This is a genomic window from Exiguobacterium sp. UBA3491 (assembly GCF_002377745.1).
In the GTDB taxonomy this organism is placed as follows: Bacteria; Bacillota; Bacilli; order Exiguobacteriales; family Exiguobacteriaceae; genus Exiguobacterium_A.
Genome location: NZ_DFQK01000001.1, coordinates 43,273 through 56,871 on the forward strand (window position 1 = coordinate 43,273; position 13,599 = coordinate 56,871).

The window sequence follows — 13,599 nt, forward strand, 5'->3', positions numbered from 1 at the left end:
AATAGATGTGCCTGAATTACCTGAAGTCGAGACCGTTCGCCGCAGTTTAGAACGTTCGGTCTCTGGAAAGACAGTCTCTTCCGTCAAAGTCTACCATCCGAAAATGATTCGGGGGATGGAAGTGGCGCCATTTGCAGATGCCTTACATCAAGAAAGGATCGAACGCGTCGAACGTCGCGGAAAGTTCCTGCTCTTTGATTTTGATCGTTTTTATCTCGTCAGCCATTTGCGGATGGAAGGAAAGTACTTCCCGTATCCACAACCGGTTGAACGGGATAAACATACGCATGTCGTTTTCCGCTTCACGGATGGTTCGGAACTTCACTATAATGATGTTCGGAAGTTCGGAACGATGGAATTACGTAATAAGGAAACAGCGATGCAGACTGCTCCACTGGCACAACTGGAGCGTGAACCGTTTGATCCGGAATTTACAGCAGAAGTGTTAGCGGAGAATTTAATTCGTAAAAAGAGAAGTCCAATCAAAACGGCACTGCTCGACCAGTCCATCTTCCTTGGTCTCGGTAACATCTATGTCGATGAGACCCTTCATGCTGCACGCGTCCACCCGTTGACGAAAGCCGGCGCCTTGACACTCGATGATATCTCACGCATTCATCAAGCCGGTGTCAACGTTTTACGACAAGCGGTGGAAGCAGGAGGAAGTACGATCCGGAGTTATGTCTCGCCGTCAGGAAAAGGTGAATTCCAGCTTCAACTTGCGGTATACGGTCAAAAAGGGGAACCGTGCCCTCGTTGTGGTACAGCCATCGAAAAAATCAAAGTCGGTGGACGGGGAACACATTTCTGTCCGACGTGCCAACAGGTTGCCTTATGAGAGTCGGTCTGACAGGGAGTATCGCAACCGGTAAAAGTACGGTTTCTAGCTATTTAAAACAAAAAGGAATAGCGGTCATCGATGCGGATCTCATTGCGCGAGAAGTCGTTGAGCCGGGAGGGCGAGCATATGATGCAGTCCAACTGGCATTCCCGGAGGCGTTTGAAAAAGGACGTCTTGTCCGTCCAAAGCTCGGACAAATCATTTTTCAAGATAGTGAAAAACGACAACAATTGAATCAGTTGATGCACCCGAGTATTCGACAACAGATGCTCGAAGCAGCAGATGCCTATGAACGTTCAGGACATTCTCTCGTCGTATTTGATATTCCGTTACTGCTAGAAGGGGATTGGCGAAACCTGTTCGAACGCGTCGTTGTCGTCTATTGCCCAGAAGATATGCAGTTAAGACGATTGATGCAACGTAATGATTTATCAGAAGCAGAAGCGTATGCACGTATCCATGCGCAACTCGGCATCGAACAGAAAAAAGAGCTTGCAGATGATGTATTCTTCAATGACGGTAGTATTGATTCGTTGTACCAACAAATCGATGAGTGGTTAAGTCGGTATGGTGATTGATGCAAATGATGACAAGTTATGAAAAACATGAAGTGAGAGAAGTTTCCATCTTCTCTCACTTTTTTTAGAGAACATAATGAAATCGCTTACATTTCGTGATATAGTTCTATCTGTAAACGGAGCTACATCCGTCACATTGAAGGGGGATCCGCACATGGGAGTCAAGGTGGCAGTCAATGGTTTTGGTCGAATTGGTCGAATGGTCTTTCGACGTCTGATCGCTGAGGGGAAAAGCGAAGTCGTAGCAATCAATGCGAGTTATCCAGTCGAAACACTCGCGCATTTAATCAAGTATGATACGGTACACGGAAAATTCAATTACCCGGTCGACATCATCGATGGGGCGTTGATGGTTGACGGAAAAGAGATTCAAATCGTCAGTGAACGCAATCCTGAATTATTGCCGTGGGGGGAACTCGGCATCGATATCGTCGTCGAAGCAACAGGGAAGTTCAATTCGGATACGGGCGCTGCGAAGCATTTAGTGGCAGGAGCAAAAAAGGTCGTCATCACGGCACCTGCTAAAGGGGATGTTCGGACGATCGTCATGGGTGTCAATGATGACATGTATGATCATGAAACGGATGATATCGTTTCGAACGCATCGTGTACGACGAACTGTCTCGCACCTGTCGTACAAGTCATCGACCGTGCATTCGGAATCGAATCCGGTCTCGTCACGACGGTTCATGCGTTTACGAACGATCAAAATAACATTGATAACCCGCATAAGGATTTACGGCGCGCCCGGGCATGCGGCTCATCGATCATTCCGACGTCGACAGGCGCGGCAAAGGCGATTGCGCTCGTCTTGCCACATTTGGAAGGGAAATTAAATGGACTCGCGCTTCGTGTTCCGACACCGAACGTATCACTCGTCGATCTCGTCGTCGAAGTCAGTCGAGATACGACGGTCGCTGAAGTGAACGAAGCCTTCACGAAAGCAGCGGACGGTGCGCTTGATGGCATTCTCGGAATGACGATGGAACCGCTCGTCTCAATCGACTTTAACGGAGAAGAACGTTCGACGGTCGTCGACGGGCTCTCGACGATGGTCATGGGTGGTCGTCAGGTGAAGGTCCTCGCTTGGTACGATAATGAGTGGGGTTACTCATGCCGCGTCGTCGATCTCGTACACCTCGTCTCGGCACACTTAGAGGCGATGGGAACCGTTGAAAAAGAACTTGAATTGAATTAATTATAACGGGCAGATCCCAGCAATGACGGGGGCTGTCCCGTTTTTTTTCTTAAAATATATTAATTTTTGAAATTTATCCTTGTGTATCTTTTTGATACTCGCTATAATTCAAATCGTGAACTTCAATCGGTCTGGCAATCGCAGCTTAAAGGGTTAGGACCTCTCTGGACTAACTTTCCCCCGTGGGTGCGAACGACTCAGGCGCAAAGTAAGTGATCAACTACTTTGAAGACCATTGAATGTAGGGGGGATCCACAAATGGATACTATGGGAAGACACATTATTGCAGAACTTTGGGATTGTAATCCTGAAAAATTGAACGACATGGAATTCGTTGAACGACTTTTCGTTGACGCAGCACTTCAAGCAGGTGCAGAAGTACGAGAAGTAGCATTCCACAAGTTTGCACCACACGGCGTCAGTGGCGTCGTCATTATCTCTGAATCGCACTTGACGATTCACAGTTTCCCAGAGCACGGGTATGCATCGGTTGATGTCTTTACTTGTGGGGATCGGATCGATCCAGCCATCGCAGCGAACTACATTGCTGAAAAGCTCGATGCGAAAATCCGTGAAAATGTCGAAATTCCACGTGGTATGGGACCTGTTCAAGTTCCAGCGGCTACTGTCCAGCACGTCAACTGACAATACACACGAATTCGTCAAGCCCTCGTCGTTCAGACGAGGGCTTTTTAATATGTCTGACGTCTGTTATTCTTAATAGTAGAAGAAACAAAGAAAAGAGGATGACCATGGGACTGAAGGAACGTTTGCAAAAACAGCTAGAGACATCCGATACACATAAAAACGAAAACCTACGCACACACTACTACGCAGCAACTGTGGAGATGTTATTTGCTGGTTTAGAAAATATCTTAAAGCAAGATGGCGGAACGGTTCGTCGTGTTGACGCGGAACGTGGAGAACTCGCTTTTACCTTAAAAGAAGTCGATGGACTTGCGACAGTCATCATGGTGGCAGGCGGACGTACTGCCGTCGATCTCTTCTTACACCGTGAAAGTCTTCTCGGACCTGATCTCGAGAAACAAATTGAGCGAATCTATACATCACTTGATGCAGGGTATCGATTAAAGATGATTGGAACAAAAGAAATCACGTGAACGGAGGTACGGCATGCGCTGTCCAGCCTGTAATTTTAACGGAACAAAAGTACTGGATTCAAGACCAGTCCAGGATTTCGGTTCGATTCGAAGAAGACGTGAATGTGAGTCTTGTGGCTATCGTTTTACGACATTCGAAATGGTCGAGCAGACCCCTTTAATCATCGTAAAGAAAGACGGAACGCGTGACGAGTTCAATCGCGAGAAAATTCTACGCGGATTAGTGCGTGCCTGTGAAAAACGACCGATTTCGATTGAACAGCTAGAAACAGTCGTCAGTCGGGTCGAAAAGGCATTACGAGCGACAGCTCAGCATGAGATTCCAAGTGAGCAGGTCGGACGTCTCGTATTAAATGAGCTAGCATCCGTTGACGAAGTGGCATATGTCCGCTTTGCGAGCGTTTATAAACAATTTAAGGACATCAATGTCTTTTTCCAAGAGCTCTCTGAACTGATGGAGCGACATCAGGAAAATGACCGTGAGAATTGAACGTGATATAAGAGAGGTCGTCTGTCCGGTCAGCGCACCTCTCTTTTTCTCCCTAAGGAAAGGACGAGTCAGATGATAGAACGTGAACTTTCCGGTACCGACCTTTGCTTAGTGATGAGCAATGGTGTCGTCGACCGTGAAGCTTATCAATCTTTATATTATTTGTACCAGCCGATTATCGGTGTTAAAGCGCTTGGGCTCTATCAAACGTTTTGGAGTGAGATGATCCCAGGGAAAACGAAATCCCAGTATATTTCCCATGCGGAACTCGGAACACTACTCGGGTTTTCCGTCGATGAGTTCAAGGAAGAGTTATTTAAGCTAGAAGGGATCGGGTTGATTCGAACGTTCGAAGCGCGCCAAGCCGCGTATCGTTACATTTATCAAATCCGGGTTCCGCTCGCGCCGAACACCTTCTTGAATGACGGGGTGTTATCGAGTCTGCTGTTCTATCGCGTCGGTGAAATCCGGTTCCGGTCGTTACAGCATCGTTTTCGGACGGAGCCGCTTCCGAAGAACATCGTTGATCGGACGGTTCGATTTGATCAAGTGTTCGACGTAAAAGCTGGTCTTGCTTCCGCTCATCAGCCGAAAGCTTATGCGAAACAGGAACGTGCGGTATATGAATTCGACTATTCTTTTGATCTAGAAGAGATGAAGCGACAGACCGATCGTTTCCTGCCACGAACATTTTACTCAAAGGCAATCGATCATCTGCTCGTGAAGCTTGCTTACGTCACGCAGTCGAATGAAGCATTGATGGCGGAACTGTTGAATGCCCGTTTCCGTCACGAAGCGTACTTGCCGATGACCGATGCTGAGAAGCAAGAACGCTGCAAACAGATGATGTTGTCAGCGAAACAAAAACTCAGCCGGGAGAAAAAAGCGAAGGTCGCCTCACTAGACACGATCGAGGTCGGAGACATCGAAGCGACGGAGACGATGGAAAGCACCCATCCGAAGCATTATGTAGCGAAGTTGCGAAAGGTCAAAGCGTTGTCTGAACGGGATGAAGAATTGATCCAACAATTGATCATCGATTATGAGATGTCGTCTGGGATCGTCAATGCTGCGTACTACTATGCGCTCGTCATCAAAAAAGATAATCGCTTCAGCAAGAACTTCCTCTTATCGATCGTTGATGATTGGAAACAGAAGGGATACGTGACGGCATCCGAGGCATTAGCGAAGACGCAGGAGCAGGATGAGTTGATTTCAAAAAAGCAGGAGCAAAAACAAGAACGTGCGCGTCAGACCGTTGGTGGTCGCCGGGGACGGACAAGCAACACGAATGGCGGTCCGAATCCGAAGTGGTTGCAAGAAGAGAAAGCAAAACAGCAGCAGTACGAAGCCTCTAAAAAAGCGAGTTTCGAAGCAGATGTTCCAGATGATGAAGAAATGGAACGGATCTTACGAGAACTGAAGGGGAACTAAAGGAGTCGAGACATGGAACATATCCAATCATCTATCGAAAAAATATTAAGTCGACCGGACGTCGCAGAATCGGTTCGAGCGATTCAACAACGAGTGTTGTCTCATCCAGGTGTCGTCATGTTCTTGCGGACACATCCGGAGATCGATCAACGGATGATCGAGCGGGGCATGCTCAAATTGAATGAATATGCGGAACAGATGGACGGAAATCGACTGATTGAAAGTAAAGCAGTCATCGAAGGGTACCAGCCGATCCTGCACGTCGAAAAAGGACAGATCGTCGTCTCGTATGAGAAGTCGCAAGCGTTAAAAGACCGAGAGGATGAACGTGCGCTTGAGAAGAAATTTAAGAGCCTGTTCCTGCCGGATGAAGTCCGCGATGCGAACTTCAGTGATTTTGACTTATCGACGACGGACCGTAAGCTTGCCTTGCGTGCGGCGTCTCAGTTCCTCAATCATCTCCGCTCGAAGGAGACGGTCAAGGGATTATACCTTCATGGTAGCTTTGGCGTCGGGAAAACATACCTCTTGGCTGCGATCGGGAATGCTTTGAAAAAAGAACGGATTGCAACGATTCTTGTCCATGCCCCGGGGTTTGTCGCTGAAGCGAAACGGCGGATTCGGTCTGACTCATTCGATACATTCCTCGAAGGATTTCAAACGATTCCAGTCTTGTTGATTGACGATATCGGTGCTGAATCGATCAGCCCGTGGGTACGGGATGAATTGTTCGGGATCATTTTGCAGTATCGCATGATGCATCGTCTGCCAACATTATTCAGCTCGAACTTATCTTATGATGAACTCGAGCTCCATTTCGGAATCACGAACGATCAAGGCGATAAGTTAAAGGCTGCACGACTGATGGAACGAATCCGGACGACGACGCAACCAATCGAGTTCCTTGGTGAAAATCGACGTCGCTACTAATTTTCCTTGTCAAGGAAGCAACGGATTCGTTATACTAATGACACGTCAATAGACGATGCAACGATTGAGGATATGGAGTATGAAATGAACCAAACTAGCGAGAGAAGAACGGTGGAAGCTTCTCATGGCATCATTCATGTCTTTACTCCCTCATAGCACGAACGGGGCTAATCCGTTTGCGCCTCACGCCCGTTAACGCGTGTTCGAGCCGAACCAGTACATGGTCCGGGAACGAGGGTGGTACCACGAGATTAAGACTCGTCCCTTTTTAGGGATGAGTCTTTTTTTATTTTGTAAAAGGGGGAAACAGTCATGTCAAACATCGCACTTACATTTCCAGACGGCGCCGTAAAGGAATTTGCAGCCGGCACGACAGCTGAAGAAGTGGCAGCTTCGATCAGCCCAGGTCTTCGTAAAAAAGCCTTTGCTGCTAAATTGAACGGGCACGCCATCGATTACCGTCGTCCAATCGAAGAGGACGGTACAATTGAATTGATCATGCCGGATTCAGAAGAAGGGCTCGACTTGATTCGTCACTCTTCAGCTCATTTGATGGCACAAGCCATCAAACGTCTGTATCCGGATGAAACGATTCATCTTGGAATTGGACCGACAATCGAGAATGGTTTTTACTATGACATCGATATGGAACGTCGTCTGACAGAAGAGGACCTTCCAGAAATCGAGAAGATGATGAATAAAATTGCCGGTGAAAACTTGCCGATCGAACGAGAAGTCGTCTCGCGTGACGAGGCACTTGCCATCTATAAAGAACTCAATGATCCGTTGAAGGTTGAATTGATCGAGTCGATTCCTGCTGATCAGGATTTGACGATTTACCGTCAAGGCGAATTCTTCGATCTATGCCGTGGACCACACGTTCCAGCGACAGCGAAGCTACAAGTCTTCAAATTGATGAGCATTGCTGGTGCTTACTGGCGTGGTGATTCGAAAAACAAGATGTTACAACGGATTTACGGTACAGCATGGGCAACAAAAGATCAGTTGAAACAACACCTCCACTTCCTCGCTGAAGCAAAAGAACGGGATCACCGTAAACTCGGGAAGGAACTTGGATTGTTCTTCACTTCTCAAGAAGTCGGTCAAGGACTCCCGATGTGGTTACCAAAAGGAGCAGCGATCCGCCGGACAGTCGAGCGTTATATCGTCGATAAAGAACTCGAACTTGGGTATGAGCACGTCTATACACCGGTCCTCGGTTCAGTCGATCTATACAAGACATCGGGGCACTGGGATCACTATCAAGATGACATGTTCCCGAAAATGGAGATGGACAATGAAGAACTCGTTCTTCGCCCGATGAACTGTCCACATCATATGATGGTCTATAAGAACGAACCACGTTCGTACCGTGATTTACCACTTCGTGTCGCGGAGCTTGGTGGCATGCACCGTTACGAAATGTCTGGTGCCTTGACTGGTCTTCAACGCGTTCGTTACATGGTTCTTAACGATGGACATACGTTCGTCCGTCCTGACCAAATGAAAGAAGAGTTTAAAGCCATCGTTCATCTCATTCAAGAAGTCTATGCTGATTTCGGGATCACGGATTACAAATTCCGTCTTTCATACCGTGACCCAGCGGACAAAGAGAAGTACTTCGACAACGATGCGATCTGGGAAATGGCGCAACGTGAGTTGAAAGAAACAATGGATGAGCTCGAACTCGAATACTTCGAAGCAGAAGGCGAAGCCGCCTTCTACGGACCAAAGCTTGACGTTCAAGTTCGGACAGCGCTTGGTAAAGATGAGACGCTCTCAACAGTCCAACTCGACTTCCTCTTACCAGAGCGATTCGAATTGACATACAAAGGGAACGACGGACAAGATCACCGTCCAGTCGTCTTACACCGAGGTGTCGTATCAACGATGGAACGCTTCGTTGCTTACTTGATCGAAGAATACAAAGGCGCATTCCCAACATGGCTCGCACCGGTTCAGGTGAAATTGATTCCGGTCTCGAGCGTTCATGAAGACTATGCCCGTGAAATCAAAGCGATCCTGTTGAAAAAGGGAATCCGCGTCGAAACAGATTTCCGTGACGAGAAACTCGGTTATCGTATTCGTGAAGCACAAGTCAATAAAGTACCGGTCATGCTCGTTTTAGGTGACAAAGAAGTAGAAACGCGCGAAGTCAACATTCGTCGTTACGGTTCAAAAGACTCGAGTAATGCATCACTCGAACAATTCGTTGCAGATTTAGAGCAAGAAATCGCAAACCGTTCAAAATAATTCTAGCCTCATGAAAGAGTTCGTCCTGCTGATGTAGGGCGGACTTTTTTTGTGATGTGATTCTTAAAAGAAGGAAGCAACAAGCCGATGATAAAGGTAGATCATCCAGCTACATCTATCCAACATAACCGAAAATCATTTTTCCTTTAATTGGATAAATTCTATAATAAACCTTCATGGGATAGAATGTTTTGAAGGGTAGGAAGGAAGTTACAGAAAAATGAAACAGACGACTCTTGCTGTTTTCATCGCCTTTTCACTTTTAATAGGTGTTCATCCGGGAAAAGCAGATGCGGCGACGACTAAAAAGACGTACCGGATCACACCAAAAACAGAAGCGATTGACCCAGCAATCCGTAAATATACGACCTATAACACAAAGACGCGCAACCATTATACGATGCGCTCTTATTTGGAACGACTTGAAAAAGAGGGGGGAGGGACACTCGTCTTGACGAAAGGAACATATCTGTCTCCACTACGAGTCGGTATTCCGTCCAATACGACGGTGATCTTGGAAGATGGCGTCATCATCAAAAAGACGACTGAGACAGGAACGACAAAGATTAGTTCGACGACAAGTGTCTTTGATTTGGTTGCGCCATCGGTTTTGCGTCTGAATAAAAAAGTTGGCAAATATAACGGTTCACAGAACGTTAAACTCATCGGTAAGGGGAATGCACAGATCGACTTGAATCGATATGCGCGTGGTTCGGCTTTCGCTATTGCCCATAATCAAAACTTATATATCGGCGGCATCACAGTACGGAATCAAAAGGGTTCACATGCGATGGAACTTGATGCGACGAAGAAGGCAGTCATCGAAAACATGAAATTCGTCGATGCTGTCATGATACCGAATACAGGTCCGAATGAATCGATTAATCTCGATACTCCAGATCCAATCACGAAGGGCTTCAACTGGAAGTGGTCGAATCAAGATGGCACTCCAAATGAAGACATCACGATTCGTAATAACTTGTTCCGTAACATCAATGTGGCGATCGGCACACATCAATACACAGAAAACAAATTACACACGAACGTCCGGATTGAAAAAAACACGATTGACGGAACGAAGGATTATGCGATTTCGATGATGAACTGGAAGAATCCAACGGTCCGTTACAATACGATCCGAAATGTGCATCGAGCAGATGGGAAAGCGATGACGATTCTCGGTAGAGGAGTTGTCGGAGGGACGATTCGCTACAATCGATTGGAAGACGCGGATCGTGCGATTCAAATGCAACCGTTCCAAAGTAACGGCTATTCGCCCATTTATAATACGTTTACAGCAGATCAAAAACGGTATATGCAACAAAATACAGTCAAGCAGGTTGGACTCGATCAAATCGTCTTATTCAAAAAATTGAACGAGTTCACGTATAAAACAGCAGAGCGCTATGATTTCATTCCATACTAAGACACAAACAAGCACCCAAGACTAGCGTCGAGGGTGCTCGTTTTGCGTTATGACCGCATTTGTTGCAGGAACGGTTCGATATTGACTTGTAAAGCTTCTGATAGCTTCTGACCGAGTGAAGCATCAGCACGATAGAAGTTACAGATTGCGAGCAGGACCGTATTTTCATGACGCACTTGCTGAAGGTCGTTGACGAGGTTCTTCAAGAGAGCTGCTTGCTCTTCTTCTGTCAGGCGACGGTATACTTCTCCGGCTTGACCAAAGTTATTCGTCTTCTCGATTTCGAGACGACCATGTTTATCATCAAGCAACGGTTGATTTTCTTCCGTATACTCGGGTGTTTCTTTTGGTTCTTCTTGATAACGGTTCGGTTCGTAGTTGACCGGACTCGTTTGCTGACCGACCGGCATTGCACCGTCACGTTGGTAGTTGTTCACTTGTGCAAACGGACAGTTGATTGGAAGTTGTTGATAATTCGTGCCAATACGGTAGCGTTGTGTGTCCGAGTAAGAGAACAAGCGACCTTGTAACAACTTATCCTCAGATGGCAACATCCCTGGAATCAAGACACCTGGGTTGAACCCGACTGATTCTGTTTCAGCGAAATAGTTATCGACGTTTTTGTTCAATGTCATCGTACCGACGTGTTGGAACGGGATGACATCTTCGAACCAATCCTTTGTCGCGTCGAGCGGATCGAAATCGAACTGATCGACGTCAGCTGGATCAAGTACCTGTACGAACAGATCCCATTCCGGGTAATCGCCATCTTCAATCGCTTGGAACGTATCGTTTGAAGCATGGTTGAAGTCTTTTCCTTGAATCTCTGTCGCTTCTTCTGCTGAGAGATTATGAACACCAGCTTTTGGTACCCAGCGTAGTTTCACATAAACCGTATTACCGTGTGCATTCACCCATTTGAATGAGTGAACGGAAGAACCACGCATTTTACGGTAGCTTGCAGGAATACCCTCATCCGTGAAAAGGTGCATGAGCATGTTCGTCGATTCCGGACGAAGTGTCATGAAGTCCCAGTAACGGTCAGGATCTTGAATGTTCGTTCTTGGATCTGGTTTGAGAGAATGGACCATATCTGGGAATTTCATGGCGTCGCGAATGAAGAAGACAGGAAGATTGTTCCCGACGAAATCCCAGTTTCCTTCTTCTGTATAGAACTTGACAGAGAATCCACGTGGATCGCGGAGCGTCTCTGGAGAATGCGTGCCGTGAATAACAGTCGAGAAACGGGCGAAGACAGGAACTTCTGTCCCTTCTTCTTGTAGAAACGCAGCTTTCGTGTACTTTTTCATTGAATTTTTGACAGTGAAGACACCGTGAGCACCGAATCCACGAGCATGTACGACGCGCTCAGGTACACGTTCCCGGTCGAAATGGGCCATCTTTTCAATTAATTGATAGTCTTCTAATAAAGTTGGTCCGCGACGTCCAGCCGTACGTGAATTCTGGTTGTCTCCGATTGGGACACCTTGATTGGTCGTTAATCGTTTTTCAGTCATCTGTTATTCTCCCCTTTATGTAAGATTAAATTAATTATAAAACAATAATCATTCTAAATAAACACTTTTGCTTGCGAATGTTCTGAATCTTTTTTCATGTTATGAATGTACCCGTGAAAAACTGGTTAGAAACTTCTTGCTTATCGCTCAAAGGATTGCTATTATAATCAAGTATGTGAGCAACGTTCTGTAAGAACATAGAAAGCGGCTTGACATCACGGGAAAACAAGTGCTATGATAGCAAAGTGAAATGACAACAAAGCAGAAGCATCCCGCTTCTCACCATGTATGATCACTCGTACTGGTTCATCATGAAGATACGCAATGTATAGCAAATGCTGTGCCTTGGCGTTCCTTATGAGTGTGGGCGGGAAAAACTGCCGACGCTTTTTTTATAGCGTTTTCTATCATTCATTTTTCGTGCAATGCACGATGGAGGTGCTAACCATTAGCAAAGATCTGTTAATCAATGAAAGCATCCGTGCCCGGGAAGTTCGTCTTATCGGAGCGGATGGTGCTCAACTAGGTGTCCAATCACGCAACGAAGCGCTACGTCTCGCAGAGGAAGCGGAACTTGACCTCGTCATGGTCGCTCCACAAGCGACACCGCCAGTTTGTAAGATCATGGACTATGGTAAATACCGTTTCGAGATGCAAAAGAAGGACAAAGAAACTCGGAAGAATCAGAAAGTGATTCAGATGAAAGAAGTTCGTCTTAGCCCGACGATCGAGGAGAACGACTTCCAAACGAAATTCCGTAATGCGAAGAAATTCTTGGAGAATGGTAACAAAGTGAAAGCGAGCATTCGCTTCCGCGGTCGTGCCATCACTCACTCGGAAATCGGTAAACGCGTTCTCGAACGCCTCGCAACGGATTTAAGTGAGTTCGGTGTTGTGGAACAGAGACCGAAGATGGAAGGACGCAGCATGTTCCTCGTGCTTGCTCCTAAGAAAGAAGACTAATCGAATCGAAGTAGGAGGGAATCTCTCATGCCTAAAATGAAATCGCACCGCGGTGCTTCTAAACGTTTCAAACGTACTGCTTCTGGCAAATTGAAACGTGGTCGTGCTTACACAAGCCACTTGTTCGGTAACAAATCAACAAAAGCGAAACGTAAATTACGTAAAGCTAGCATGGTATCTACGGGTGACTTCAAACGCATCCGTCACATGATCGCGAAGTAATTTATCCAATCGTATACAGATTTAGGAGGGAATTTATATGCCACGCGTAAAAGGCGGATATACGACTCGTCAACGTCGTAAAAAACAACTCAAATTAGCTAAGGGCTACTACGGCTCGAAACATACACTCTTCAAGGTTGCGAAACAGCAAGTCATGAAATCTCTCATGTATGCTTACCGTGACCGTCGTCAAAAGAAACGTGACTTCCGTCGCCTCTGGATCACTCGGATCAATGCGGCAGCACGTATCAACGGTCTTTCTTACAGCCGCATGATGCATGGTCTTAAATTAGCAGGTATCGACGTTAACCGTAAGATGCTCGCTGACCTCGCAGTTACAGATGCAACTGCATTTGCTTCACTTGCTGACACAGCAAAAGCAAAATTGAACGCTTAAGTTCTACAATTCGTCGGGGAATTTAATTCTCCGACGTTTTTTTCGATTTAATGATAAAATAAGAAGGCACGTCGATGAGACGGTCATATGATTTTTTTAGATAGAAGGAGAATTAAAGATGGATTGGTTGACACTTTTTGAGATGCAAGAACAGTTGGATAAACGGATTCAGTCAGAACATCAATTAACAGGCAATCAATTCGACGAGCGTCTGCTTGCCTTATTGGTC

General features: G+C 46.3%; 15 protein-coding genes. 14 read left to right on the plus strand and 1 reads right to left on the minus strand.

Annotation, left to right across the window (positions count from 1 at the left end; translation table 11 throughout):
• Window positions 1-7: 7 nt before the first annotated feature.
• From mutM to B4F99_RS00230, 10 genes are all read left to right on the plus strand, one after another.
• Window positions 8-838 carry a DNA-formamidopyrimidine glycosylase gene (gene mutM, locus B4F99_RS00185; protein ID WP_290754636.1) on the plus strand — a complete coding sequence of 277 codons (831 nt, stop codon included), beginning with the start codon at window positions 8-10 and terminating at the stop codon, window positions 836-838.
• Entirely contained in the window at window positions 835-1,419 is a 585-nt protein-coding gene (coaE, locus tag B4F99_RS00190) for a dephospho-CoA kinase (protein WP_214852872.1), read from the plus strand. The genes mutM and coaE overlap by 4 nt, the downstream gene beginning before the upstream one ends.
• A 154-nt stretch (window positions 1,420-1,573) precedes the next feature.
• Window positions 1,574-2,617, plus strand: a complete 1,044-nt coding sequence (locus B4F99_RS00195) for a glyceraldehyde-3-phosphate dehydrogenase (RefSeq protein ID WP_035406310.1) — start codon at window positions 1,574-1,576, stop codon at window positions 2,615-2,617.
• Between the two features lie 258 nt (window positions 2,618-2,875).
• Window positions 2,876-3,262, plus strand: a complete 387-nt coding sequence (speD, locus tag B4F99_RS00200; RefSeq protein WP_023469024.1) for an adenosylmethionine decarboxylase — start codon at window positions 2,876-2,878, stop codon at window positions 3,260-3,262.
• A 107-nt stretch (window positions 3,263-3,369) separates the two neighbouring features.
• A complete protein-coding gene (locus tag B4F99_RS00205) occupies window positions 3,370-3,738 on the plus strand; it encodes a hypothetical protein (protein ID WP_214852878.1) in 369 nt (122 codons plus the stop codon).
• Window positions 3,739-3,751: 13 nt separating this feature from the next.
• Window positions 3,752-4,228, plus strand: a complete 477-nt coding sequence (nrdR, locus tag B4F99_RS00210) for a transcriptional regulator NrdR (protein ID WP_035406313.1) — start codon at window positions 3,752-3,754, stop codon at window positions 4,226-4,228.
• A 72-nt stretch (window positions 4,229-4,300) separates the two neighbouring features.
• On the plus strand, window positions 4,301-5,662 hold the full coding sequence (locus B4F99_RS00215; protein ID WP_290754639.1) for a replication initiation and membrane attachment family protein: 1,362 nt from the start codon (window positions 4,301-4,303) through the stop codon (window positions 5,660-5,662).
• Between the two features lie 12 nt (window positions 5,663-5,674).
• Window positions 5,675-6,592, plus strand: a complete 918-nt coding sequence (gene dnaI, locus B4F99_RS00220; RefSeq protein WP_035406319.1) for a primosomal protein DnaI — start codon at window positions 5,675-5,677, stop codon at window positions 6,590-6,592.
• A gap of 312 nt (window positions 6,593-6,904) precedes the next feature.
• Window positions 6,905-8,845: a threonine--tRNA ligase gene (gene thrS, locus B4F99_RS00225; RefSeq protein ID WP_290754641.1), complete on the plus strand. Its 1,941-nt coding sequence runs from the start codon at window positions 6,905-6,907 to the stop codon at window positions 8,843-8,845.
• A 220-nt stretch (window positions 8,846-9,065) separates the two neighbouring features.
• On the plus strand, window positions 9,066-10,271 hold the full coding sequence (locus B4F99_RS00230) for a right-handed parallel beta-helix repeat-containing protein (protein WP_214852893.1): 1,206 nt from the start codon (window positions 9,066-9,068) through the stop codon (window positions 10,269-10,271).
• Window positions 10,272-10,318: 47 nt separating this feature from the next.
• Here B4F99_RS00230 and B4F99_RS00235 read toward each other — a convergent pair whose 3' ends face one another.
• Window positions 10,319-11,788 (minus strand): catalase, encoded by a 1,470-nt coding sequence (locus B4F99_RS00235; protein ID WP_035406325.1) that lies wholly within the window; start codon window positions 11,786-11,788, stop codon window positions 10,319-10,321.
• 432 nt (window positions 11,789-12,220) lie between these two features.
• Between B4F99_RS00235 and infC the strand changes: the two genes are divergently transcribed.
• From infC to B4F99_RS00255, 4 genes are all read left to right on the plus strand, one after another.
• Window positions 12,221-12,751, plus strand: a complete 531-nt coding sequence (gene infC / locus B4F99_RS00240) for a translation initiation factor IF-3 (protein ID WP_029342318.1) — start codon at window positions 12,221-12,223, stop codon at window positions 12,749-12,751.
• 27 nt (window positions 12,752-12,778) lie between these two features.
• A complete protein-coding gene (gene rpmI / locus B4F99_RS00245; RefSeq protein WP_023469015.1) occupies window positions 12,779-12,973 on the plus strand; it encodes a 50S ribosomal protein L35 in 195 nt (64 codons plus the stop codon).
• Between the two features lie 37 nt (window positions 12,974-13,010).
• Window positions 13,011-13,370: a 50S ribosomal protein L20 gene (rplT, locus tag B4F99_RS00250; RefSeq protein ID WP_012371057.1), complete on the plus strand. Its 360-nt coding sequence runs from the start codon at window positions 13,011-13,013 to the stop codon at window positions 13,368-13,370.
• A 118-nt stretch (window positions 13,371-13,488) separates the two neighbouring features.
• Window positions 13,489-13,599: dUTP diphosphatase (locus B4F99_RS00255; protein ID WP_290754646.1), on the plus strand; the 111-nt coding region annotated here is incomplete at its 3' end.

Bases quoted from the DNA above. Each gene is read 5' to 3' on its own strand.
- speD (WP_023469024.1), top strand. From the start codon at position 2,876: ATGGATACTATGGGAAGACACATTATTGCAGAACTTTGGGATTGTAAT.
- B4F99_RS00205 (WP_214852878.1), top strand. From the start codon at position 3,370: ATGGGACTGAAGGAACGTTTGCAAAAACAGCTAGAGACATCCGATACA.
- B4F99_RS00215 (WP_290754639.1), top strand. From the start codon at position 4,301: ATGATAGAACGTGAACTTTCCGGTACCGACCTTTGCTTAGTGATGAGC.
- thrS (WP_290754641.1), top strand. From the start codon at position 6,905: ATGTCAAACATCGCACTTACATTTCCAGACGGCGCCGTAAAGGAATTT.
- infC (WP_029342318.1), top strand. From the start codon at position 12,221: ATGGAGGTGCTAACCATTAGCAAAGATCTGTTAATCAATGAAAGCATC.
- dnaI (WP_035406319.1), top strand. From the start codon at position 5,675: ATGGAACATATCCAATCATCTATCGAAAAAATATTAAGTCGACCGGAC.
- rpmI (WP_023469015.1), top strand. From the start codon at position 12,779: ATGCCTAAAATGAAATCGCACCGCGGTGCTTCTAAACGTTTCAAACGT.
- coaE (WP_214852872.1), top strand. From the start codon at position 835: ATGAGAGTCGGTCTGACAGGGAGTATCGCAACCGGTAAAAGTACGGTT.
- B4F99_RS00195 (WP_035406310.1), top strand. From the start codon at position 1,574: ATGGGAGTCAAGGTGGCAGTCAATGGTTTTGGTCGAATTGGTCGAATG.
- rplT (WP_012371057.1), top strand. From the start codon at position 13,011: ATGCCACGCGTAAAAGGCGGATATACGACTCGTCAACGTCGTAAAAAA.
- B4F99_RS00230 (WP_214852893.1), top strand. From the start codon at position 9,066: ATGAAACAGACGACTCTTGCTGTTTTCATCGCCTTTTCACTTTTAATA.
- B4F99_RS00235 (WP_035406325.1), bottom strand. From the start codon at position 11,788: ATGACTGAAAAACGATTAACGACCAATCAAGGTGTCCCAATCGGAGAC.
- nrdR (WP_035406313.1), top strand. From the start codon at position 3,752: ATGCGCTGTCCAGCCTGTAATTTTAACGGAACAAAAGTACTGGATTCA.